The following is a 22,922-nucleotide window of genomic DNA, read 5'->3' on the forward strand; positions in this document are numbered from 1 at the left end:
CAGAAGGCCCTCAAATGCAACTTGATCCCATAGACCGCCGGATTCTTGCAGCATTGCAACGCGACGCGACCGTCTCGCATGACCGTCTGGGCGAGGAGGTCGGCCTCAGCCGCAACGCCTGCTGGCGACGGGTCCGGGCACTGGAGGACGCGGGCTACATCGCAGGCCGCGTCGCTCTGGTCGATCCTGCGCGGATCGACCTCGCCCTCACCGTATTCCTGATGATCCGCACGGACCGCCACGCGCCCGACTGGCTCGACAGTTTCGCCAAGGCCACGCGCGAGATGCCCGAGGTGCTCGGCGCCTACCGCATGAGCGGCGATCTCGACTATCTCGTCCGTCTGCGCGTGGCGGATGTCGCGTCCTATGACCGCTTCTACCAGCGGCTGATCCGGCGGGTGGAGATGGCGGACTGCTCCGCCAGCTTCGTGATGGAGGAGTTGAAGGAGACGACCGTCCTGCCGGTCTAGACGCCCTCGACGATCACAAGGTCCCGCGCGGAAGCGGAGAGCGCGATCGGCAGGATCTCGCGATACTCCGCGCTGTCGTAGAACCGTTCGGCCGCCGCGCGGTCGGAGAAGCGGATCACGACATGGCGCTGGGGGCCCGAGCCCTCCTTCTGAACCATCGCGCCCGCCTTCACGAGGAACTCGCCACCGAATTTCTCGGCCAGCGCAACGGTTTGCGAGGCGTATTTCGCGTAAGCCTCCGCATCCGTCACCTCGATGCGCGCGATGATATAGGCGCTCATGCCAGCACCGCCTTCGCCGCAGCGATGGCCTCGTCCGCCTTGGACGGATCGGCCCCGCCGGCCTGCGCCATGTCGGGACGACCGCCGCCGCCCTTGCCGCCGAGTGCCTCGGCCGCGGCCTTGACCACGTCCACCGCGCTGATGCGGTCGGTCAGGTCGGGGGTCACGCCCGCCGCGACCGCTGCCTTGCCGCCGGTATCGGCGACCAGCAGGACGACGCCGGAGCCGAGCTTCGCCTTCTGCTCGTCGATCAGGCCGCGCAGATCTTTGCCCGAAACGCCGCTGAGCGACTGGCCGAGGAACTGCACGCCGCCGACCTCCTCGACCGCCGGGCCACCGGACGCTCCGCCGCCCATCGCCAGTTGACGGCGCAGGTCGGCGACCTCCTTCTGCAAGTCGCGCCGCTCCTCCATCAGGCCGCGCACGCGATCGATCACGTCGCCGCGCTGCGCCTTCAGCGCCTGCGCAATCTCGGCCACCGTGCGGTCCTGCTCGGCCAAATAGGCGCGCGCCGCCTCGCCCGTCAGCGCCTCGATCCGCCGCACGCCGGAGGAGGATGCCGCCTCCGCGATCAGCACGAACAGCCCGATCTCGCCGGTCATGCCGACATGGGTGCCGCCGCACAGCTCGATGGAATAGGTCTGCTTGTCCGTTCCCTTTCCGGTCTGAGCACGGCCCATCGAGACGACGCGCACCTCGTCGCCGTATTTCTCGCCGAACAGGGCCTGCGCCCCGAGGTCGCGCGCATCGTCGGGCGCCATGATCCGCGTCGTGACTGCGGTGTTCTGGCGGATATATTCGTTCACTTCGCGCTCGACCGCCGCGATCTCCTCCAGGCTCAGGCCCTTGGAGTGGCTGAAGTCGAAGCGCAGCCGGTCCGCCGCATTGAGAGACCCGCGCTGCACCACGTGGTCGCCGAGGTGGTTGCGCAGCGCTTCGTGCAGCAGGTGCGTGGCCGAATGGTTGGCCTTGATGGCGCCGCGCCGGGCGTGGTCGACGACCAGTTCCGCCGCCTGCCCGACCTCGACCGAGCCGCTTTCGACCGTGCCGATATGCAGGAAGACGCCCGCCTTCTTGCGCGTATCGGTGATCCGCACCGTGCCGGTCGCGGTGGTCAGCGTGCCGCTGTCCCCGACCTGGCCGCCGCTCTCGGCATAGAATGGCGTCTGGTTCACGACGATCTGCACGTCCCCGGTCGCGCTGTCGGTCTCTGCGCCATCGGCGACGATGGCCACGATCTCGCCCTCGGCGCTTTCCGTGTCGTAGCCGAGGAATTCGGTTGTTCCCCTACGGTCGGCGATGTCGAAATAGACGCTCTCATCCGCCGCCTCGCCCGAGCCGGACCACGCAGCGCGCGCCTTCGCCTTCTGCTCGGCCATCGCGCTGTCGAAGCCTGCGGTGTCGACCTCGCGCTTCTTCTCGCGCAGCGCGTCCTGTGTCAGGTCGAGCGGGAAGCCATAGGTGTCGTAGAGCCGGAACGCCGTCTCGCCGGGCAGCGTCGCACCTTCGGGCAGGCGGGCAAGTTCGTCGTCAAGCAAGCGCAGGCCCCGGTCGAGCGTCTGGCGGAACTTGGTCTCCTCGCCCAACAGCGTCTCCTGGATCAGCGGCTGCGCGCGGCCCAGCTCGGGGAAGTGCCCGCCCATCTGCCGCACGAGCGCGGGCACCAGACGGTGCATCAGCGGGTCCTGCGTGCCGAGCAGATGCGCATGCCGCATGGCCCGACGCATGATCCGGCGCAGCACATAACCGCGCCCCTCGTTCGAGGGCAGCACACCATCCGCGATCAGGAAGGAAGTGGAGCGCAAGTGATCCGCGATCACCCGGTGGTGGATGTTCTGCGGCCCATCGGGATCGGTGCCCGACGTGCTCGCCGACGCCTCGATCAGATCGCGCATCAGGTCGGTGTCGTAATTGTCGTGCTTGCCTTGCAGCAGCGCGCCGATCCGCTCCAGACCCATGCCGGTATCGACCGAGGGCTTGGGCAGGTTGCGCGTGGTGCCGTCCGCGAGGGTCTCGTATTGCATGAAGACGAGGTTCCAGATCTCGATGAACCGGTCGCCATCCTCGTCGGGGGAGCCGGGGGGGCCGCCGGGGATGTGCTCACCGTGGTCGTAGAAGATCTCGGTGCACGGGCCGTTGGGGCCGGTATCGCCCATGCGCCACCAGTTGTCGTCGCTGTCGATGCGGATGATGCGGTCGTCGGTCAGCCCCGCGACCTTGCGCCAGAGGGCCGCGGCCTCCTCGTCGGTCTTGTGGACGGTGACGAGCAGACGGTCCTTGGCGATGCCGAAATCTTGCGTGATCAGACGCCAGGCGAAGTCGATCGCCTGTTCCTTGAAGTAGTCGCCGAAGGAGAAATTGCCCAGCATCTCGAAGAAGGTATGATGCCGCGCCGTATAGCCGACATTGTCGAGATCGTTATGCTTGCCGCCCGCGCGGACACACTTCTGGCTGGTTACGGCGCGATTGTAATCGCGGCTCTCGACGCCGGTGAATACGTTCTTGAACTGCACCATTCCGGCATTGGTGAACAGCAAGGTCGGGTCGTTGCGCGGCACCAGCGGAGAGCTGTCGACGGCCGCGTGACCCTCGCGCGCGAAGAAGTCGATGAAGGTGGATCGGATGTCGTTGAGGCTGGCCATCGGGGTCTTTCTCGCGCGGCTTTTTGGTGGTGCCCGCAAGCAATATCCGCGCGCCGTGCCGGTGTCCACCGCGGCGCGTTAACCCTTCGGATCGCGGTCTGCGCTGCGTATGGCACGCGTATGGCATGCGTATGGCACTCGGCCCGCAACGCCCGAAAGGTTAACGACCGAAAACGACGAGGGCCGCCCCGAAGGACGGCGCCTGTCGCAGCCGCGCGCGGCGTGTCAGTCGTCGACCACGTCGCCGTCGTGATCCTCGGGCCCCATGTCGAATTCGAGCCCGTGGGCGGCGCGGATCTTGTCCTCGATCTCCAGCGCGATCGGTCGGTTCTCGCGCAGGAACTTCTTGGCGTTCTCGCGGCCCTGCCCGATCCGTTCGTCGCCATAGCTGAACCAGGCGCCGGACTTGTCGACGACGCCGGCCTTCACGCCGAGGTCGAGCAGCTCGCCCGTCTTGGAGATCCCCTCGCCATACATGATGTCGAACTCGACCTGCTTGAACGGCGGGGAGACCTTGTTCTTGACGATCTTCACACGGGTCTGGTTGCCCACGACCTCGTCGCGGTCCTTGATCGCGCCGATGCGGCGGATGTCGAGCCGGACGGAGGAGTAGAACTTGAGCGCGTTGCCGCCCGTCGTCGTCTCGGGGCTGCCGAACATCACGCCGATCTTCATGCGGATCTGGTTGATGAAGATGACCATGCACTTGGAGCGGGAGATGGAGCCCGTGAGCTTGCGCATCGCCTGGCTCATCAACCGGGCCTGAACGCCGACGGACGAATCGCCCATGTCGCCCTCGAGCTCGGAGCGCGGGGTCAGCGCCGCGACCGAATCGACCACCACGACGGAGACCGCGCCGGAGCGGACCAGCGTGTCGGTGATCTCCAGCGCCTGCTCGCCCGCGTCGGGCTGCGAGATCAGGAGTTCGTCCACGTCGACGCCGAGTTTGCGCGCATAGGAGGGGTCGAGCGCGTGCTCCGCATCGACGAAGGCGCAGACGCCGCCGCGGCGCTGTTCCTCGGCCAGGACGTGCAGCGCGAGCGTGGTCTTGCCCGAGGATTCGGGGCCGTAGATCTCGATGATCCGGCCCTTGGGCAGGCCCCCGATGCCGAGCGCGATGTCGAGGCCGAGCGAGCCCGTCGGGATCGCCTCGATATCCATCACCGCCTCGCGCGCGCCGAGCTTCATGATGGAGCCCTTGCCGAAGCTCCTCTCGATCTGTGCGAGCGCGGAATCCAGCGCCTTCTGCTTGTCCATCTCACGTCTTTCGTCAAGTTTCAGAACGGCATCGGCCATTTCGTCATCCTCTTCATGTCATGTTTGCCGGGACACGGCAATCGACGTTAACGGGGCGGTCGTTCACCTCTTGTTCACTTGATAGCACCAGAACGAAGGTGGAACAAGCGAAAGTGGCGATGGAGGCAGATTGATGCTAGCAAGATGAACGAAGCGTAAATGTTTGGGGGCGCTGGAATGTTGATCTCGCTGAAGGCGCGCGTCGCCTATCTGGCGGTCCCGAAGACGGGATCGACGGCGATCGAGGCCGCGCTGGCGCCGCATTGCGACGTGGTGCTGTCGGGGCATCCGCAACTCAAGCACATGCGCTTGCGCCGGTTCGAGCGTCAGGTCCGCCCGATCCTGCCCGGCGGCGGCGAGGGCATCGAGACGGTGGCGATGATCCGCGAGCCGCTGGACTGGCTGGGCAGCTGGTATCGGTATCGGACGCGGCCCGAGCTTTCGGGACCGAACTCGACGGCGGGGATCGGGTTCGACCAGTTCGTGCGCGACTGGCTGTCGGACGATCCGCCGCGCCACGCGCGCGTCGGGATGCAATCGGCGATGCTCGCCCCTCCGGCGGACGGGCCGGGGCTGGCTCACCTGTTCGTCCATGAGCGGCCCGGTCCGATGATCGCCTTCCTTCAGGAGCGGTTCGGCGTGCCGATCGCGCTCGACCGGCGGAACGTGTCGCCGGAGATGGCGCTGACGCTCGATCCCGCGACGGAGGCCGCGGCGCGCGCGGCGATGGCGGAGGATTACGCCTTGCACAGCCGTGCGATGGAGGCTGCGGGTGCGGGCGTCGCCTGCGGCTGACCTGTGACCGACCCGCCGCTGCGGGATCTGAGGGCGGACAGGGGGACGGACCGTTCCCGCGCCGCGGCGTGGAAGCGACGTGACCGGGCGAGCAGAGCGCTTCCGACACCGGGAATGCGCGTCGCGGATCAGGGGCGGCCGGTTTGCGCGCCCCGGCATCCGGTGGCGCGCGTGGCATGCGCGGTCCGGGGCGGCGCGCGGAATCAGGGGGTTGGGCGTGCGACGCGTGCCGGTCGAGGGCTCGGCGATGGATGGTCCGGCGTTGGGCACGAGGCGACCAACCCGGCTGGGCCGGAGGCGGGGGTTTGACGTCGAACGTCTAAGCTGTGGATGTCGAGCGCCGGACGTCTCGCGTTGGATGTCGAGCGTTGGAGGCTGGATGCCCACGATTGGAGCCCTTGCGGGCGCCGGTGACGGGGGACCAGGCCTCTCGGCCGGGGGCGATGCGACTGGGGTGCGGGACCCCATCGACACCGCCGCGCGCGTCGCGGATCAGGACTCGATGACCTCCGCATCTGCCGCGGCCCCGCGCGACCGGGCCGCGTCCATCGAGCGCTTCACCTGCAGGGACAGGTCGTTGAGGGAGAACGGCTTGGCGAGGAAGGTGCTGTTGGCCGGGCGCTCTAGCTCGGCGTCGAAGACATCCTCGGCATAGCCCGACACGAAGATCACCTCGAGATCGGGATAGTCGCGCCGCGCTTCAGCCACCCAGCTCGGCCCGTCGAGACCCGGCATGATGACGTCGGAGACGACGATGTCGACGCGGGGGCGATCCTCCAGGAGCTCCAGCGCCTCCTCGCCCGAGGCGGCTTCGAGCACGGTATAGCCGCGCAGTTGCAGCGCGCGGGCGGCGAAGGCGCGGACCGGCGCCTCGTCCTCCACCAGGAGCACGGTGCCCGAGCCGAGCATGTCGGTCGGTTCGTCCTGCCCTGGCGGCCGCGCGGTGGCCGGCGACTCTTCGGCGGAGGGCACGTGGCGGGGGAAGTAGAGCGAGAAGGTCGTGCCCTGCCCCGGCACCGAGTCGACGAAGATGAAGCCGCCGGTCTGCTTGACGATGCCGTAGGCGGTGGAGAGGCCCAGGCCCGTCCCCTCCCCCTGCCGCTTGGTGGTGTAGAACGGGTCGAAGATCTTGCCCATGTGCCGCTCGGGGATGCCCGCTCCGGTATCGGCCACCTCGATCACCAGCCAGTCGCCCGGCGCGACGATGGCGCGGTCGCGGCGCAGCTCCTCGCGCAAGGTGTGCAGTTCGGCGGAGACGCGGACGGTGCCGCCGTCTTGCATCGCATCGCGCGCGTTGACGACGAGGTTCATCACCACCTGTTCGATCTGGCGCAGGTCGGCGCGGATCGGCGGCAGGTTGTCCTCCGCCGACAGGTCGAGCGTCACCTTCTCGCCGATCAGGCGGTTGAGAAGATGCGACAGGTCCTCGAGCACCTCGGCGAGGTCGAGCACCTTGGGCTGCAACGTCTGCTTGCGCGAGAACGCGAGCAACTGACCCACGAGGGCGGCGGCGCGGTTGGCGTTCTGGCGGATCTGCATCAGGTCGAGATAGTCGCGGTCCCCCGGCCCGTTGCGCAGCAGCAGAAGGTCGCAATGGCCCGACAACGCGGTCAGCAGGTTGTTGAAGTCATGCGCCACCCCACCGGCGAGCTGCCCCACGGCCTGCATCTTCTGGCTCTGCACGAACTGGGCCTCGAGCGTCTTGAGCTCGGTCGCGTCGCTCATCACCACGAGGATTGAGCGTTCGTCGTCCTGCACCATCGGCGAGAGGGACACCTGGAGGAACCGTTCGGCATCGCCGGCGCTGAGGCGGGCGATCTCGGGCCGGGCGGCGCGGCCCGTGCGCGCGACCTCCTCGATCCGGGCGCGGACGGACTGGGCGAGCCCTTCCATCAGTTGCGAGAGATCGGCCCCCGGCGCAAGCTCGGGCCCGACGAGCCGCTGGGCCGAAGGGTTTGCGATCTCGACCCGGCCTTTGGCATCGACCCGCGCCAGCGCGATGGGCAGCTGCATCAGGTAGCGGTCGGCGCTGGTGCGGGTGGCCTCGGCGGCACTGGAGGGCAGCAACCAGACGGTGCCGCCATCGTCGGTCGCGAGGTGCGCGCGGACCAGCTGGGCGGGGTCGTGGACCAGCCGGTGCAGGCTGCCTTCGCCCAGCGGCAGGTCGAGCAGCAGGTCCTCGATCCGGCGCGGCTGGTCCGAGCGGTCCCGCACCCAGTCGTTCATCCGCGCGATCGTGCCGTCTTCGGCCAGATTGAGCCGACCGAAGGGAACCGCCCCGTCGGGGCCCGGCCCGCCCAGTTCCTCGGGCAGGTCGAGCCGATGCCACAGAATGTCGCTGCGGTGACGCCGCGCGAGCACGAGGTCGCCGCCGAGCCGCGCACGGGCGCGACCGGTCTCTCGCAGGTCGCGCATCATCGTGTAGAACAGCCGGTCGGGATCCTCGGCATCGTGCAGCACGCCTGCGGTCACGGTGTAGCCGTCCCGGCCCGCGCGCGGGCGTCCGTCGAGATCGGTGCGCAGCAGCGCCGCATCGCGGCCCATCCACCGCTCCCGCGCGATGGCCCGGAACGCGAAGAGCGCGCACCCCGCCAGCACGACCGCGAGCGGCCCGCCGAGGATCGCCGTTCCCAGCAGGCCGGTCATCACGGTCAGTGTACGAAGGAGGGCGGGGAGGCTCCGCGAGGCGCTTGCAGGATCGCTTGCGGTCAAGATGCACTCCTCGGGATGCTGTGACATCGGGCCGGCTGGCTGGCCTCAGCTTGTCACCGCTCCGCCGGACGCTCAAGCCATGCCGCGAAGAAACCGTCGCCGGGATCCGGGGGCAGCATCTGCACGCGCTCGCGGCAGGCCCATCCGGGCGTCCGCGCGAGGAAGGCGGCGACCTGTTCGTCGTTCTCGGACGGCAGCACCGAGCAGGTGGCGTAGATCAGCTTCCCGCCTGGTGCGACGAGGGCGGCCGCGGCGTCGAGCACCTCGGCCTGCGCGGCGTGCAGCGCGGCGAGGCGCGCGGCGTCGAGGGTGATCTTCCCCTCGGGGTCACGGCGCCAGGACCCGCTGCCCGAGCAGGGCGCGTCGGCGAAGACGAGGTCGGCGGGACGCGGGGCCTCGGTCATCGAAACCTGCGCCCCGGCGCGGCGCGCGCGGTCGGGAAGGTCGCGCATCCGCTGGGGCGCGATGTCGTGGGCTGTCACCGGGCCGCCGGAAAGGGCTGCGAGCGCAAGGGTCTTGCCACCGCCCCCGGCGCAGTAGTCGAGGATGCGCTCCCCCGGTCGGGGATCGGCGAAGAGGGCCGCCGCCTGGCTGGCGGCGTCCTGCAACTCGACGAGGCCGGAAAGGTAGGCGTCGGACCGCGCGACGGCGCGGGCGCCACCCGTGACGCGCAGGGCGGTGGCTACGGTCGGCACGCATTCCGTCTCGATCCCGTCGGCGGCAAGGGCGGCGCGCGCGGCCGCACGGTCGGTCCGGGCGAGGTTCACGCGCAAATCGACCGGGGCGCGGGATTTCAGCGCGCGGTCGAGCATGTCGGGATCGGCGAGTTCCGCCTGCGCCACATGCGGCAGGTCGAGCGTCGGCTCGCCTTCGACGCGGCGCTCCTCGGGGGTCAGCGGCGCGGGGGCGTGGCCTTCGCCGGTGAAGATGGTGTCGGGGTCGGTGCCGGTCAGCCGCACAAGGCCCAGCACGCGGGCGCGGCCGTGCTCGCCACCGCCCATCCCGGCGCTCGACCACCAGTGGCGCAGGACGTCGTGCACCAGGTCGCCGATCGCGCGGCGGTCGCCGGACCCCGCGAAGCGGTTGGCGCGGCCCCAGGCCTTGAGCGCGGGGGCCACGCGCGCGCCGCCCCGGATCGCATCGATCACCTCGATGGCGGCGGCATGGCGCGCGGCGGGCGTCATGCCAGGAGCAGCTCCACCCCCAGCGCCACCCAGAGCAGCGCGAGGCCGAGAAGCCCGATCAGGAACACGCGAAAGCGCGTGGGCAGGTGGTTGGAGCCGACATGGATCACCCGGTGCACGATGCGCGAGACCGCGTAGAGCACCGCGCCGATCGCCACGCCCCAGTTGGCCGCCCCGAGTGCCGCGGCGAGTCCGACCCCGGCATAGAGCAGGATCGGCGTCTCGAACTGGTTGTGGGCGTTGTTCTGCCAGGCGCGCACGTCCTGCGAAAAGTTCATCGGGTCGAGCGCGATGTCGCCGAACTGGGTGTCGCGGCGCTTGAGCGAGGCGAGGCGCTTGCGCCCCATCGCGACGATGGCCCAGAGGGTCAGCGCGACCTGCACGAAGACGGCGACGATGGCGAGGGCGAGCGGCGTGGTCATGGGTGGTCCTCCTGAGGGTCGGGGCGGTTTTGCGCCGGGCGCGGACGGGATGCAAGCGCGGGGCTTGGCGACGCGGCGGCGCGGGCCATGTGGGGGGCCATGCGTGTGTTCGTGTTCCTGATGTTGTGGGCCCTGCCCGGCCTGGCCCTCACCGTGCCCGAGGCGGGCAGCGCGGCGCGACCGCCCGCGGCGCTGGAGGACTGGCGCTGCACCGAGGCGCCCGTGCGGTGCATCCGCCTCAGCCACTACATCCCCGATACCTGCGCCTCGATCGAGGCGGAGGCGCGCGATGCGGGGCTGGAGCCGGGCTATTTCGCGCGGCTGATCTGGCGCGAGAGCCTGTTCGACCCGCGCGCGGTCAGCCCGGCAGGGGCGCAGGGGATCGCGCAGTTCATGCCGTCGACCGCGGCCTTGCGCGGCCTGGAGGATCCGTTCGACCCGGCCGAGGCGCTGCGGGCCTCGGCGGTGTATCTCGCGGAGATGAGCGGGCGGTTCGGGAATGAAGGCCTTGCCGCAATCGCCTATAATGGCGGAGAAAACCGTGCGGCGCGCTTCATCGCGGGCAATGGTGGCCTGCCCACGGAGACGCGCAACTACGTGGCCGCCATCACCGGCCACGTGGCGGAGATCTGGCGCGACGCCCCGCCCGAGACGGTGGATTACCGGCTCGACCCCGAACGGTCGTTCCTCGCCGCCTGCATCGAGATGGCGGGCAGCCGCCGCTTCGCCAGCTTCGAGCAGCGCGGCCTGCCGATGGCTTGGGGCGTCCTGCTGGCCGCGCACCGGACCTATGCCGCCTCGCAATCGAGCTTCGCGCGGGTGCAGTCGCGCTATCCCGGCATCCTCGGCGGCGAGGCGCCCGTCTATTTCCGGGGGCGTCCGCCGGGCACCTCGCTGCAGCGCCATCTCGTCCAGATCGGGCGGCCGGATCGGGCGAGCGCGCAGGCGCTGTGCGACCGGCTGCGCGGAGTGGGCGGGACCTGCCTGGTGATGCGGAATTGACCCGTGATCACGCACATTTCACGCTTGGAACGGAACGTGTCGCACCTTCGTTTCAAGGCCTGACACCCCTCTCATAATGGCGGACAGCATGACACCCTCCGACACATCCCCCTCCCCGGCACGCTACGTGGTGGTCTACAACGGAGGCTCCGGCAAGGATGACGAGAACCCCTCCGCAGACGAGGTGCGCGCCGCCTTCGAGGCGCAGGGCGCGCAGGTGGAGATCCTCACCGTGTCGGGCGGCGACGGCATGGCGGACACGATCGAGCAGGCGGTCGGGCGGGAGGGCGTGACCTGCGTGGTCGCGGCTGGCGGCGACGGTACGATCAGCGCGGTCGCGGGTGCGCTCGCCGGGCGGGACATCGCGCTGGGCGTCCTGCCGCTGGGCACGTTCAACTATTTCGCCCGCCGACTCGACATCCCCGAGGAGCTGGAGGACGCGGTCGCGACGATCTGCGGCGATGGAACGTGCAGCCTCAACGTCGGCTGCGTCAACGGGCGGGCCTTCATCAACAATGCGAGCATCGGGCTCTACCCCACGATCCTGAAGGTGCGGGAGGGCATCTACGACCGCTGGGGGCGCTCGCGCCTCGCTGCCTACTGGTCGGTGCTGGTGGCGATGGCCACGGCCTATCGGCACATTCCAATGCGGATCGAGGTCGACGGGACCGAGCGGCGCGCGCGCAGCTCCACCGTCTTCGTGGCAATCAGCGCCTATCAGCTCGACGAGTTCGACCTGGAGGGGGCCGACGCGGTGCGGGCGGGGAAATTCGCGCTCTACCTCGCGCCCGATTGCGGGCGGTTCGCGCTGGCCTGGAAGGCGATCAAGGTGGCCTTTCGCGGCGTGCGCAGCGGGCAGGATTACAGCTTGCGCACCGGCGAGCGGGCGGTCGTCTCGATGGACAAGGACCGGCAACTCGTCGCGGTGGACGGTGAGCGCGAGGAGATGCAGGCCCCGTTCGAGTTCACCATCCTTCAGGATGCCCTGACCGTGAAGGTCCCGCAGACATCCAACGAGACGGGAGAGGCCGCATGACCCGACTTGTCCAGATCAGCGATCTTCACTTCGGAACCGTTGATCCCGACCTGCTGGAGCCGCTGTCGCAGGCGATCGGCGAGGCCGCGCCCGACCTCGTCATCATGGCGGGCGATTTCGTGCAGCGGGCGCGCGCCTCGCAGTTCTCCGACGCGGCGGAGTTCATGGCCGGACTGGGGCGGCCCTGGCTGGGCGTGCCGGGCAATCACGACATTCCGCTGTTCAACCTGCCGCTGCGGCTGATCGATCCGTTCCGCGCCTACAAGCGGTGGATCGACACCGACCTGCAGCCGCGCGCCAGCCTCGCCGGGGTGCAGGTGGTCGGACTGAACACCGCCGATCCGCATTCGCATCAGCGCGGGATCGTCAGCCCCGAGGAGATCGAGCGGATCGGCGAGGCGATCCGCGCGGCGGACGGGTCGCTGGTGGTGATCGTGGCGCACCACCCGTTCCACCAGTCGCCCGATGTCGAGAAGAAGCTGATGCTCGGCGCCGCGGACGCGCTGGAGCATTGGGCGCAGTGCGGTCCGCACGTGATCATGTCGGGCCACCTGCACCAATGGCTCGTCGAGCCCTTCGCCCGGCGCAAGGGCGCGAACATGACGCTGCAGCTGCATTGCGGCACGGGCCTGTCCACGCGGCGGCGCGGCAACCCCAACGATTTCGCCATCGTCGATTGCGACGCGGAGGGCGTGGCGGTGACGCGCATGGTCGCCGAGGGCGGCCGCTTCGTGGAGGCGGCCGCGGTCCGATACGACATGGGCGAGGCCGGCTGGACCCGCTCGGGCGACCGGATCGAGCGGTAGGCGGGTGGGAACGACCGCGGGCGGTGCCGGGAAGGCGACTCGGCGACATCGGGTCGGCCAGATGGCTGCGGGGATTTCTCAGCCAGGCTCTGCGGCATCGAGATCGGTCGCGCTATAGGAGGGGAAGAACCGGACCCCGGCCCCCTCCTCGCCCCGCTCGGGGTTCATGTACCGGTCTTCCCATTCCGGCATTTCCACCGGGATCTGCACCTTGCCAAGTTGCATGTCGAAGATGTGAGTCATTGCGCGCGCCTGCCTTGCGCCTTTTGCGATCCAGCACTGAACTGACGACGCGCGGCGACTCCTCTGCTTCAGCCGCCCCTCACCGCGTCGCGCGGTAGTTCGGGGCCTCGCGGGTGATCTGGACGTCGTGCACATGACTTTCGCCCAGGCCCGCATTGGTGATCTGGACGAACTGGCAGCGCGCGCGCATGTCCGCGACCGTGCGGTTGCCGGTATAGCCCATCGCGGCCCGCAGCCCGCCGACGAGCTGGTGCAGCACCGCGCCAGCGGCGCCCTTGTAGGGGACCTGGCCCTCGATCCCTTCGGGCACCAGCTTGTCGGTGGCTGCGTCCTTCTGGAAATACCGGTCGGCCGAGCCGCGGGCCATCGCGCCGACCGAGCCCATGCCGCGATAGGCCTTGAAGCTGCGGCCCTGGTAGAGGATGACCTCGCCCGGCGCCTCGTCCGTGCCCGCCAGCATCGAGCCGACCATCGCGCAGGATGCGCCCGCGGCGATCGCCTTGGCGAAATCGCCCGAGAACTTGATGCCCCCGTCCGCGATGACCGGCACGTCGCCCGCGGCCTTGGCACAGTCGGAGATGGCGGTCAGCTGCGGCACGCCGACGCCCGCGACGATGCGGGTGGTGCAGATGGAGCCCGGCCCGATGCCGACCTTCACCGCGTCAGCACCCGCGTCGATCAGCGCGCGGGTCGCGTCGCCCGTCACCACGTTGCCCGCGACGACCTGCGCGTCGGGCTTCTCGCGTTTCACCCGCGCCACGGCGTCGAGCACGGCGGAGGAGTGTCCGTGCGCCGTATCGATCACCACCAGGTCGCAGCCCGCCTCGATCAGCTCGATCGACCGCTCGAAGCCCGCGTCGCCCACGGTGGAGGCGGCGGCGACGCGCAGGCGGCCGAGCTCATCCTTGCAGGCCATCGGGTTCAGCACCGCCTGCTCGATATCCTTGATGGTCAGAAGGCCGGTCAGCACGCCCTTGTCGTTGACGATCAGCACCTTCTCGATGCGGCGGTCGCGCATCAGGGCCTTGGCCTCTTCCCGGTCCGCCGGTTCGCGCAGCACGGCGAGGTTGTCGCGGGTCATGATCTCCGACACCGGGATGCTGTCATCGTCGCGGAAGTGCATGTCGCGATTGGTGAGGATGCCCGCCAGCGTGCCGTCGGGGTTCTTCACCGGGAAGCCGGTGATGCGGTAGCGCTCCTGCAGCTCGCGCGCCTCGCGCAGGGTCATGTCGGGGGTCAGGGTCTTGGGATTGTAGACCACGCCGCTCTCGAACCGCTTGACGGCGCGGACCTGCTTCGACTGCTCCTCCACCGTCAGGTTGCGGTGGAGCACGCCGACCCCGCCCGCCTGCGCCATGGCGATGGCCATCTTGCGCTCGGTCACGGTGTCCATCGCGCTCGACAGCAGCGGGATGTTCAGCGCGATGGAGCGCGTGACCTGCGTGCGCGGATCTGCGTCGGCGGGCTGCACCTCGGAGGCGGCGGGAACCAGCAGGACGTCGTCGAAGGTGAGGGCGGGGCGGATGTCCATCGCGGAAACTCCTGACCGGGGATGGGTGGCGTTTCCTCAGGCTCTATTTCACGCCGCGCCTGCGAAGGGAAGCCCCCGTCGCACCCCGGACGCGGTTTCGCGCTACCGCGCGAGGATATTTGCCTCGAAGCCGAAAGGGGGATCAGCCCTCGCGGGCCGCGCCTTCGGCCAGCAGGGCCGCGATCCGGTCGGCATCGTAGCCCGCCTCGGCCAGCAATTCGCGCGTGTGCTCGCCGAATCGGGGCGGACGGCGGCGCGTGGCATCGGGGGGCGTGCGGCTCATCTTCACCGGGTTGCCGGTGGTCCTGAGGCCCCGAGCCTCGACCGCCATCGCGCGGTGGAGCGTGTGCGCATCTTCCATGACCTGCGGCACGGTGAGGACGGGGCCTGCGGGCACGGCCTTCGCCATCAGGTCGGCGGCGAGGGTCTGGCCGTCATGCGCGGCAAGGTAAGGGAGGAGCGCCGCGCGCAGGGCGTCGCGGTTGCGGTTGCGGGCGGGATGGTCCGCGAAGCGGGTGTCCTCCAGCAGCGCCTCCGCCTCGATCACGGCGCAGAGCCGGGCGAACTGGCCGTCATTGGCGGCGGCGATGTAGATCGGCGCGCCGCCCGTGGGGAACATGTCGTAGGGCGTGATGTTGGGATGCGCGTTGCCCGAGGGGCCGGGCACCTTGCCGCCCAGATACCAGTTGGCCGCGTGCGGGTGCAGCAGGCTGACCGCCACGTCGTAGAGGGTGAGGTCGAGGAACTGGCCCTGGCCCGACTTCTCCCGCTCGTAGAGCGCCATCGCGATGCCGATCAGTGCGCTCATGCCCGTGGAGATGTCGACCAGCGGGATGCCGAGGCGCATCCCCTCGCCGCCCGGATCGCCGTTGACGCTCATCAGCCCCGCCTGTGCCTGCACCACGGCGTCGTAGCCCGGCAGGCCGCCCAGCGGGCCGTCCGCGCCGAAGCCGGAGATGCGGCAATGGATCAGGCGCGGGAAGCGCTCGGCCAGCGCGTCGTAGCCGAGGCCCCATTTCTCCATCCCGCCGGGCTTGAAGTTCTCGACCAGAACGTCCGCGTCGGCGAGCAGGCGCCAGAGCACCTCGCGCCCCGCCTCCTGGCGCAGGTCGAGGACCATGCCGCGCTTGTTGCGGTTGACGCCGAGGAAGTAGGAGGCGGCGCCGCTCTCCTCCTCGAACGGGGGGCCCCAGTGGCGGGTCTCGTCGCCCTGGGGCGGCTCGATCTTGATGACCTCCGCCCCGTGATCGCCCATCCACTGCGTGGCGAAAGGTCCGCCCAGAACGCGGGTCAGGTCGATCACCTTCACGCCGTCGAGTGCTGCCATGATGCTGGTCCTCCCCTGCCCTCTGCCTACGGGGTCGCGCGCGGGATTTGAAGGGCCGGTCAGATCAGTGCGTGCGCGATCAGGCCAAGGCTGCCGAGCAGGATGACCGTGAGACTGAGGATCGTGCCGTACATGCGCTGCCAGCCCGGCGCGTCGTTCTGCGTGAAATGCCGCGCGTGCAGCACACGGCCCAGGGTGAGCGCGATCCCGAAGAGGTGCAGGACGAAGACCGGTGTGTCGAGCGCGCTCATCAGGGTCATCTGGATCAGGGCGAAGGGGACGATCTCGACGAAATTGCCCTGCCCGCGCTGGGCGCGGATCAGGCGCTTGTTGCCGGCATCGCCCATCCAGACCTTCTCGGCCCGGCGCACCTGCATGACCCGTACGAAGAGCCAGAGGAAAACGAGGCCGTTTAGCCCGGCATAGAAGGCGACGGTGGCGATTGCGGACATGGGGCGGCTCCGATCGGCGTGGCAGACGGGGCGCAGAGTGCCCGCACCGGCGTCGCGCGGCAAGCCGCCTCAGCCGGTGATGAGGGGACGGGCGAGACGGCGCGACGCGTCGAGTGCGGCGTCCGAGGCGAGCGGCCAGGTCTGCGTCAGGCCCTCGATCACCAGGGTGAGCGCGAGATCCTCTGGCGGCAAGCCGCAGGCGGCATTGGCACGGGCGGCGACCTCGGCCTTGTGGCGTTCGAGCAGGTCGCGCAACGCGGGACTGGCCGGATCGGCGGCGACGGCGGCGTGGAACAGGCAGCCATGCGAGGTCTCGGTCCGCATCCAGTCGGCGACGCGGTCCAGGATGGCGTCGAGCGCCGCGTCGGACGCCTCGGGCAGGTCGTCGAACACCCGTGCGAGGTAGCGGCGATGCCGGTTCTCCAACGCCGCCAGCACCATGTCGCCGCGCGAGGGCGTGTACTTGTAGAGGGTGCGCAGGCTGACACCGGCAGCATCGCGCAAGGTCTCGACACTCGGTTCGGCGAAGCCGCCCGCGGCGAAGGCCCGCTCCAGGCCCGTCGAGATCTTCTGCATCGTGTCCGACATGGTTGACGATGTAGAGGGATCGTTCTACCTGCGCAAGTAGAGCAAACATTCTACCTGCGAGGAGAGAGACATGAGTGCGCTGCCTGATGAGATGCAGGCGATCGTCCTGACCGGCCACGGCGGGCTCGATCGGCTGGAATGGCGCGAGGACGTGGCCGTTCCGCACGCGGACGCAGGCGAGGTGCTGGTCCGCGTGGGCGCGTCGGCGGTCAACAACACGGACGTGAACACGCGCACCGGCTGGTATTCGAAGGCGGTGCGCGGCGACACGAACTCGGCCGCCGCCACCGGTTATGACGGCGCGTCCGACGCGGATGGCGGCTGGTCGGGGGCCCTCGCCTTCCCGCGCATCCAGGGCGCGGATTGCTGCGGAGAGATCGTGGCGGTCGGCGCGGGCGTCGATCCGGCGCGGATCGGGGAGCGGGTGATGTTGCGCCCGATGTACCGCCCGGCAGGTGCGGCGGAGAGCGAGATGGTGACCTTCGGCTCCGAACGCGATGGCGCCTTTGCCGAGTATACCACGGCAGAGGCGGTGAATGCCCTGCCCATCGACAGCCCGCTCACGGATGTGGAGCTCGCGTCCTTTCCCTGCGCGTTCTCGACGGCGGAGGGCATGATCCAGCGGGCCGGGCTCGGGACCGAACGCGTGCTGATCACCGGGGCGTCGGGTGGCGTCGGATCGGCGGCGGTCCAGCTCGCCAAGTTGCGCGGAGCGCATGTGACCGCAGTGACGAGCCCGGCCAAGATGGCCGACCTCGTGGCGCTCGGGGCGGATGCGGTTCTCGACCGGGAGGCGGATTACGGCAGCGATGGGTTCGACGTCGTGCTCGATCTCGTGGGCGGCGGTCGCTGGCCCGCGCTGCTGGAGGCGCTGCGCCCCGAGGGCCGCTACGTGACCTCCGGCGCGATCGCGGGGCCGATCGTCGAACTGGACCTGCGGACGCTCTACCTCAAGGACCTGACGCTGATCGGCAGCACCCGGCAGGCACCCGAGGTGTTCTCGGACCTCGTCGGCTACATCGCGCAGGGGCGGCTGCGCCCGATGGTGGCGCAAACCTACGATCTGCGGGAGCTGCGCGCGGCGCAGGAGGCGTTCCTCGCGAAATCCCACATGGGCAAGATCGGGATCCGGGTCGCGACCTGACCGACCGGCGCGACCGGGCGAAGGCCCGGTCGGGCCGATCTCGGTCGCGCCGCGTCCAGCGCCTAGACGGACAGCCGCGCCCGCGCCGCCGCGTATTCCTCGGCCAGCCGCGCCACCAGATCGGCGGCGGGGCGCACGGCGTCCACCGCGCCGATGCCCTGCCCCGCGCCCCAGATGTCCTTCCACGCCTTGGGCTTTTCGCGGTCGGAGCCGAAGGACATGGTGCTGACGTCCCCCTCGGGCAGGTCGTCGGGATCCATGCCCGCCGCCTCGATGCTGGCGCGCAGGTAGTTGCCGTGCACGCCGGTGAAAAGGTTGGAATAGACGATGTCGGCGGCGCGGCCATCGACGATGCCCTGCTTGTAGGCCTCGGCGGCGCGCGCCTCCTCCGTCGCGATGAAGGGGGAGCCGATATAGGCGTAGTCGGCGCCCATCGCCTGTGCCGCCAGCACGCCCTGCCCCGTGGCGATCGAGCCCGAGAGCAGCAGCGGCCCGTCGAACCATTCCCGGATCTCGCGAACCAGCGCGAAGGGGCTGAGCCGCCCGGCATGACCGCCCGCGCCCCAGGCGACCGCGATCAGGCCGTCCGCGCCCTTCTCCACCGCCTTGCGCGCGAAACGGTCGTCGATCACGTCGTGCAGCGTGATGCCGCCCCATCCGTGGACCGCGTCGTTGAGTTCGGTCCGCGCGCCCAGCGAGGTGATGGTGATCGGCGGCTTGTATTTCGCGCAGGTCTCCAGATCCTTCTCCAGCCGATCGTTGGAGCGGTGGACGATCTGGTTCACCGCGAACGGGGCGGCGGGGCTGTCGGGATGGTCGCGGTCATGCGCGGCCAGTCCTTCCGTGATCTCGTGGAGCCATTCGTCGAGCTGGCTCTGCGGCCTTGCGTTGAGTGCGGGGAAGCTGCCGACGATCCCCGCCTTGCACTGCGCGATGACCAGCGCGGGGTTGGAGATGATGAAGAGCGGGGCGCCGACGACGGGCAGTCGCAGGTTGCCGATCATGCGAGCCTCGCCAGCGCCGCCTGCGCGAACATCGGCACGTAAGCCCCCATCTTCAAACCCGCTTCCGGGTTCGAGGCATTGCCGTCGAGCGCGCGTTTCTTGACCCCCTGGATGATCGCCGCCATGCGGAAGAAGGCGAAGGCGACCGGGTAGTCGAGGTCGGGGACCTCCGCCAGACCGGCGCGGGCGGCGTAGCGCTCGGCATATTCGGTGTCGGAAGGCAGGCCGAGGGCCGCGCGGTCCACGCCCATCAACCCCCGCCCCTCGGCCCCCGGCGGCAACTGCCACTGCATGATCTGCGAGCCCAGATCGGCGAGCGGGTGGCCCAGCGTCGACAGCTCCCAGTCGAGCACGGCATTCACCCGGCCCGCGCCGTCGAAGAGCAGGTTGTCGATGCGCCAGTCGCCGTGCACGAGGCGCGCGGGCCCCTCGGGCGGGGTCTGCGCGTCGAGCCAGGCGATCAGGTCTTCCATCGGTTTCAGGGTTTCGGTCTCGCTCGCGCGGTACTGCTTGGTCCAGCGGGCAACCTGCCGCTCGAAATAGTTGCCGGGCGGGCCGTAGTCGGAGAGGCCCACCGCGTCCACGTCGACGGAATGCAGGGCGGCAAGCGTCGCGTTCATGCTGTCATAGACCGCCGCGCGCGTCTCGTTGCTCTCGTCCTTCAGGCGCGGATCGACCCAAGTCCGCCCCTCCACGAAGGTCATCACGTAGAACATGGTGCCGAGCACGCTGTCGTCCTCGCATAGGTGCAATGCCTCGGGGACCGGGACGCCGGTGCCGCGCAGGGCGGAGAGGACGCGGAACTCGCGGTCTACGGCGTGGGCGGATTTCAGAAGCTCGCCCTCGGGCTTGCGCCGCAGCACGTAGCGGCCCGTGGGCGTGGTCAGGATGAAGGTCGGATTGCTCTGCCCCTGCGCGGTCTTCGCGATGTCGGTGACGGGCCCGCGAAAGCCCGGCACGTGCGCTTCGAGATAGGGGGCGATCTCAGATATACGTTCTTGCATGGCGTCTCTCCTGCGGGTCGAGATGGGGGCTGGCGTTGAAGAGCGACAGGCGCACGCGCCCCTCCTCTGCCACCAGCTGGTGCACGCTGGCATTGTGGATGTTGACCATCAGGTCGGCGGCGCCGCGCGGCGGCAGGCCCAGCACCTGCGCGATGGCGGTGCCGATCACGCCGCCCGAGGTGACGAAGAGCGTCTGCCCGCCATCGGCGATGGCGGCGTCGAGCGCCTGGCGCACGCGGGTGCGGAACGCCTCGTAACTCTCGCCGTCGTTGGAGATTTTCCCGTCGGCCCACTGGGCGAAGATCTCGGGGAAATGGTGCAGGAAGCCCGCGCGCGAAGTGATGGCGGTCGAGCCGGTGGCGGCGAGATACTCGCCCGCCAGCGCCTCGAAATTCAGCTCGTTCAGGCGCGCGTCCTCCTGCGGCTCGGGCAGCGTCGCGGCGCGGGCCATGCCTTCCGCCGTCTCCCGATGGCGGCGCAGCGTGCCGCGATACGCCCGGTCGAAGCTGAGGTCGTGGGCGGCGAGGTAGCCACCCAGCCAACCGGCCTGTTCGTGCCCCAGCGGGCTGAGCCGGTCGTAATCCTCGGTGCCGAAGCTCGCCTGCCCGTGGCGGACGAGCGTGAGCACCGCGCTCATGTCGCTTGGTTGGTATAGGGCTTGAGCTCGGCCCGCGCGACCTGTCGCCGGTGCACCGCGTCCGGCCCGTCGGCGAGGCGCAGCGTGCGCACATGGGTCCATGCGGCGGCGAGCGGCGTGTCCTGGCTGACGCCCGCGCCGCCATGCATCTGCACGGCCTCGTCGATCACCTCCAGTGCCACGCGGGGGGCCACGACCTTGATCTGGCTGATCCACGGGGCCGCGGCGCGCGGATCGCCCTGATCCATCATCCAGGCGGCCTTGAGGCACAGGAGCCGCGCCTGCTCGATCTTCATGCGCGCCTCGGCGATGATGTCGAAATTGGCCCCCAGACGGGCGAGCGGCTTGCCGAACGCCTCGCGCTGGATCGAGCGGCGGCACATCAGCTCCAGCGCCTTCTCCGCCTGCCCGATGGCGCGCATGCAGTGGTGGATGCGCCCCGGCCCGAGGCGGCCCTGGCTGATCTCGAACCCGCGCCCCTCGCCCAGCAGCATCGCGTCCTTTGGCACGCGAACGTCGGTGAAGCGGATATGCATGTGGCCGTGCGGCGCGTCGTCATGGCCGTAGACCTGCATGGGACGCAGGATCTCGATGCCCTTGGTGTCGGCAGGGACCACGACCATCGAGTGCTGCTGGTGACGCCCCCGATCGGCGGACGGGGTGGCGACCATGACGATGTAGACCGCGCAGCGCGGGTCGCCCGCGCCGGAGATCCACCATTTCTCGCCGTTCAGCACCCACTCGTCGCCCTCGGCCACGCAGGTCATCGCCATGTTGGTGGCGTCCGAGGAGGCGACATCCGGCTCGGTCATCGCATAGGCCGAGCGGATCTCCCCCGCCAAGAGGGGCTTGAGCCAGCGCTCCTTCATCTCGGGCGTGCCGTAGCGCTCGAACACCTCCATGTTGCCGGTGTCGGGGGCGGAGCAGTTGAAGACCTCCGCCGCAAGGTGCTCCTTGCCCATCTCCTCGGCCAGGTAGGCGTATTCGACGGTGGTCAGCCCGTAGCCCCGCTCGCTGTCGGTCAGCCAGAAATTCCACAGGTCGCGCGATTTCGCGAGGTCCTTGAGCCCTTCGAGGATCTCGGTCTGGCGGGGCGTGTAGGTGAAGCGGTCGCCCTCGCCCACGAGGCTCAGGAACTCGTCCGACAGCGGCGCGATCTCCTCGCGCACCATCGTGCGCACCTGCTCGATCAGCGGTTTCACCCGCGCGGTCACACCCAGATCCATGTCATCCTCCCGATCTTTTCCCCGCAGAGTGACGCCACGGCAGGCAGGGTCAAGGGGGCCGTGGGGTCAACCGCCGGGCGAAAGGTAGCTGCGAGTGATCCAGTCGGCGGCAAGTGCAGGCTTGTCCGCGCCCTCGATCTCCACCGTGACGGCGAGGCGTTGGGTGATCTCGGGCCCGGTCACGTCGAGCGCCGAGAGGACGAAGCGGCCCCGCACGCGCGCGCCTGCCCGCACCGGGCTAAGGAACCGCACCCGGTCGAAACCGTAATTGACTCCCATCGCCGCCCCTTCTGGCACCGGCACGGCATCATAGGCCATCGCGGACAGGAGGGAGAGCGTCAGGAACCCATGCGCGATCGTGCCGCCAAATGGCGTGGCGGCGGCGGCCTGCGGGTCGGTATGGATGAACTGATCGTCCTCGGTGATTTGCGCGAAGGCGTCGATCCGGTCCTGCCCGACTGCGATCCAGTCGGACAGGCCGACCTCCTGCCCGATGCAGGCCTGCAGCGTGGCGACAGGCAGGGAACGGCGGTGCGGAACGGTCATGTCAAAGCCTCCGGCGGGGATATTTCGGACGAAGCAGAAAATCAGGGGGCGGCGAGCCAGTCCAGCGGATCGGGAGCATCGGGCCGGAAATAGGCGATGAGACGCTGCGGGGCGTCGCCTGCCCGCCACGGCGCGGTGCCGTGGATGCTGAGGCGGTGGGCGACATAGCCGGTTCCGAATGCGGCGGGCAGCTCGACGCGGCGGCAGGTCTCGAAGACCTCGCGTCGCGCGGCCTGGTAGGGCTCGGTCAGGTCGACCGCGCCCCAGTCCGCCGGGTCGTGCGGCAGGTGGGCGCGCAGCATGGCGCGGATCACCTCGTGGCTGCCCTCCCAGATCACGAAGGGCGCGGCGTCGGGCTCATGATGGGTCAGCGCGATGCCGAGGATGTAGGCGTGGATCTCGCGCAGATGGCGGCGGCGGCCGGGGCCCTCGGGCAGCAGCCCGTCGAGATGGGCGGCATCGCGCTCGCGGCGGAAGCGGTGGGCGGCGTCGCTCTCCCCCGGATCGCGGCCGGGATAGCCCGGCAGAACGGCGGAGAGCTGCGCGCGGTCGAGCGGGATGTCGGGCAGGTCGA

Annotated in this window: 23 protein-coding genes; 6 read left to right on the forward strand and 17 right to left on the reverse strand. The window is 69.6% G+C overall.

The features are described 5' to 3' along the window. Positions 1-14 precede the first annotated feature (14 nt). The gene (locus tag RX333_RS01850; protein ID WP_316013208.1) at positions 15-470 is read left to right on the forward strand and encodes an Lrp/AsnC family transcriptional regulator; all 456 of its coding nucleotides are present in this window, start codon (positions 15-17) and stop codon (positions 468-470) included. On the opposite strand, the gene RX333_RS01855 is transcribed toward RX333_RS01850, so the two are convergent. From RX333_RS01855 to recA, 3 genes are all read right to left on the reverse strand, one after another. After that, positions 467-751, reverse strand: a complete 285-nt coding sequence (locus RX333_RS01855) for a DUF1330 domain-containing protein (RefSeq protein ID WP_316013209.1) — start codon at positions 749-751, stop codon at positions 467-469. The genes RX333_RS01850 and RX333_RS01855 overlap by 4 nt on opposite strands. Then, complete coding sequence (gene alaS, locus RX333_RS01860; RefSeq protein WP_316013210.1) at positions 748-3,393, reverse strand: alanine--tRNA ligase; 2,646 nt, start codon at positions 3,391-3,393, stop codon at positions 748-750. The genes RX333_RS01855 and alaS overlap by 4 nt, the downstream gene beginning before the upstream one ends. A gap of 225 nt (positions 3,394-3,618) precedes the next feature. Further along, complete coding sequence (recA, locus tag RX333_RS01865) at positions 3,619-4,689, reverse strand: recombinase RecA (protein WP_316013211.1); 1,071 nt, start codon at positions 4,687-4,689, stop codon at positions 3,619-3,621. A 177-nt stretch (positions 4,690-4,866) separates the two neighbouring features. Between recA and RX333_RS01870 the strand changes: the two genes are divergently transcribed. Further along, complete coding sequence (locus RX333_RS01870; protein WP_316013212.1) at positions 4,867-5,484, forward strand: gamma-glutamyl kinase; 618 nt, start codon at positions 4,867-4,869, stop codon at positions 5,482-5,484. Positions 5,485-5,976: 492 nt separating this feature from the next. Here RX333_RS01870 and RX333_RS01875 read toward each other — a convergent pair whose 3' ends face one another. The 3 genes from RX333_RS01875 to RX333_RS01885 form a co-directional block, all read right to left on the reverse strand. Then, positions 5,977-8,130, reverse strand: a complete 2,154-nt coding sequence (locus RX333_RS01875; protein WP_316013213.1) for an ATP-binding protein — start codon at positions 8,128-8,130, stop codon at positions 5,977-5,979. Positions 8,131-8,249: 119 nt separating this feature from the next. Then, a complete protein-coding gene (locus RX333_RS01880; protein WP_316013214.1) occupies positions 8,250-9,380 on the reverse strand; it encodes an RsmB/NOP family class I SAM-dependent RNA methyltransferase in 1,131 nt (376 codons plus the stop codon). Continuing rightward, positions 9,377-9,802, reverse strand: a complete 426-nt coding sequence (locus RX333_RS01885) for an MAPEG family protein (protein WP_316013215.1) — start codon at positions 9,800-9,802, stop codon at positions 9,377-9,379. The genes RX333_RS01880 and RX333_RS01885 overlap by 4 nt, the downstream gene beginning before the upstream one ends. Positions 9,803-9,901: 99 nt before the next feature. Between RX333_RS01885 and RX333_RS01890 the strand changes: the two genes are divergently transcribed. From RX333_RS01890 to RX333_RS01900, 3 genes are all read left to right on the forward strand, one after another. Further along, positions 9,902-10,804, forward strand: coding sequence for a lytic transglycosylase domain-containing protein (locus RX333_RS01890; RefSeq protein ID WP_316013216.1), 903 nt, complete (start codon positions 9,902-9,904; stop codon positions 10,802-10,804). An 88-nt stretch (positions 10,805-10,892) separates the two neighbouring features. Continuing rightward, a complete protein-coding gene (locus RX333_RS01895; RefSeq protein ID WP_316013217.1) occupies positions 10,893-11,840 on the forward strand; it encodes a diacylglycerol/lipid kinase family protein in 948 nt (315 codons plus the stop codon). Continuing rightward, positions 11,837-12,646 (forward strand): metallophosphoesterase, encoded by an 810-nt coding sequence (locus RX333_RS01900; RefSeq protein WP_316013218.1) that lies wholly within the window; start codon positions 11,837-11,839, stop codon positions 12,644-12,646. Before RX333_RS01895 ends, RX333_RS01900 begins: the two co-directional genes overlap by 4 nt. A gap of 78 nt (positions 12,647-12,724) precedes the next feature. Here RX333_RS01900 and RX333_RS01905 read toward each other — a convergent pair whose 3' ends face one another. From RX333_RS01905 to RX333_RS01925, 5 genes are all read right to left on the reverse strand, one after another. Then, complete coding sequence (locus RX333_RS01905; protein ID WP_316013219.1) at positions 12,725-12,889, reverse strand: hypothetical protein; 165 nt, start codon at positions 12,887-12,889, stop codon at positions 12,725-12,727. A gap of 79 nt (positions 12,890-12,968) precedes the next feature. Beyond that, the gene (gene guaB, locus RX333_RS01910) at positions 12,969-14,420 is read right to left on the reverse strand and encodes an IMP dehydrogenase (RefSeq protein WP_316013220.1); all 1,452 of its coding nucleotides are present in this window, start codon (positions 14,418-14,420) and stop codon (positions 12,969-12,971) included. 142 nt (positions 14,421-14,562) lie between these two features. After that, positions 14,563-15,747, reverse strand: coding sequence for a CoA transferase (locus RX333_RS01915; RefSeq protein WP_316013221.1), 1,185 nt, complete (start codon positions 15,745-15,747; stop codon positions 14,563-14,565). A 59-nt stretch (positions 15,748-15,806) separates the two neighbouring features. Continuing rightward, positions 15,807-16,199, reverse strand: a complete 393-nt coding sequence (locus tag RX333_RS01920) for an MAPEG family protein (RefSeq protein WP_316013222.1) — start codon at positions 16,197-16,199, stop codon at positions 15,807-15,809. A 69-nt stretch (positions 16,200-16,268) separates the two neighbouring features. Further along, on the reverse strand, positions 16,269-16,787 hold the full coding sequence (locus tag RX333_RS01925; RefSeq protein WP_316013223.1) for a TetR/AcrR family transcriptional regulator: 519 nt from the start codon (positions 16,785-16,787) through the stop codon (positions 16,269-16,271). 70 nt (positions 16,788-16,857) lie between these two features. Between RX333_RS01925 and RX333_RS01930 the strand changes: the two genes are divergently transcribed. Continuing rightward, the gene (locus RX333_RS01930; protein ID WP_316013224.1) at positions 16,858-17,931 is read left to right on the forward strand and encodes an alcohol dehydrogenase family protein; all 1,074 of its coding nucleotides are present in this window, start codon (positions 16,858-16,860) and stop codon (positions 17,929-17,931) included. Between the two features lie 62 nt (positions 17,932-17,993). Here the strand turns inward: RX333_RS01930 and RX333_RS01935 are convergent, their stop codons facing one another. The 6 genes from RX333_RS01935 to RX333_RS01960 all read right to left on the reverse strand — a co-directional run. Further along, positions 17,994-18,935, reverse strand: a complete 942-nt coding sequence (locus tag RX333_RS01935; RefSeq protein ID WP_316013225.1) for a nitronate monooxygenase family protein — start codon at positions 18,933-18,935, stop codon at positions 17,994-17,996. After that, on the reverse strand, positions 18,932-19,939 hold the full coding sequence (locus RX333_RS01940) for a phosphotransferase family protein (RefSeq protein WP_316013226.1): 1,008 nt from the start codon (positions 19,937-19,939) through the stop codon (positions 18,932-18,934). Before RX333_RS01940 ends, RX333_RS01935 begins: the two co-directional genes overlap by 4 nt. Next, complete coding sequence (locus RX333_RS01945; protein ID WP_316013227.1) at positions 19,920-20,576, reverse strand: histidine phosphatase family protein; 657 nt, start codon at positions 20,574-20,576, stop codon at positions 19,920-19,922. Before RX333_RS01945 ends, RX333_RS01940 begins: the two co-directional genes overlap by 20 nt. Next, positions 20,573-21,802, reverse strand: a complete 1,230-nt coding sequence (locus RX333_RS01950; RefSeq protein ID WP_316013228.1) for an acyl-CoA dehydrogenase family protein — start codon at positions 21,800-21,802, stop codon at positions 20,573-20,575. The genes RX333_RS01945 and RX333_RS01950 overlap by 4 nt, the downstream gene beginning before the upstream one ends. Positions 21,803-21,868: 66 nt before the next feature. Further along, a complete protein-coding gene (locus tag RX333_RS01955) occupies positions 21,869-22,348 on the reverse strand; it encodes a MaoC family dehydratase (protein ID WP_316013229.1) in 480 nt (159 codons plus the stop codon). A gap of 41 nt (positions 22,349-22,389) precedes the next feature. Beyond that, positions 22,390-22,922: hypothetical protein (locus tag RX333_RS01960; RefSeq protein ID WP_316013230.1), on the reverse strand; the 533-nt coding region annotated here is incomplete at its 5' end.

The sequence above is a fragment of the Roseobacter sp. HKCCA0434 genome (genome assembly GCF_032464675.1).
In the GTDB taxonomy this organism is placed as follows: Bacteria; Pseudomonadota; Alphaproteobacteria; order Rhodobacterales; family Rhodobacteraceae; genus Pontivivens.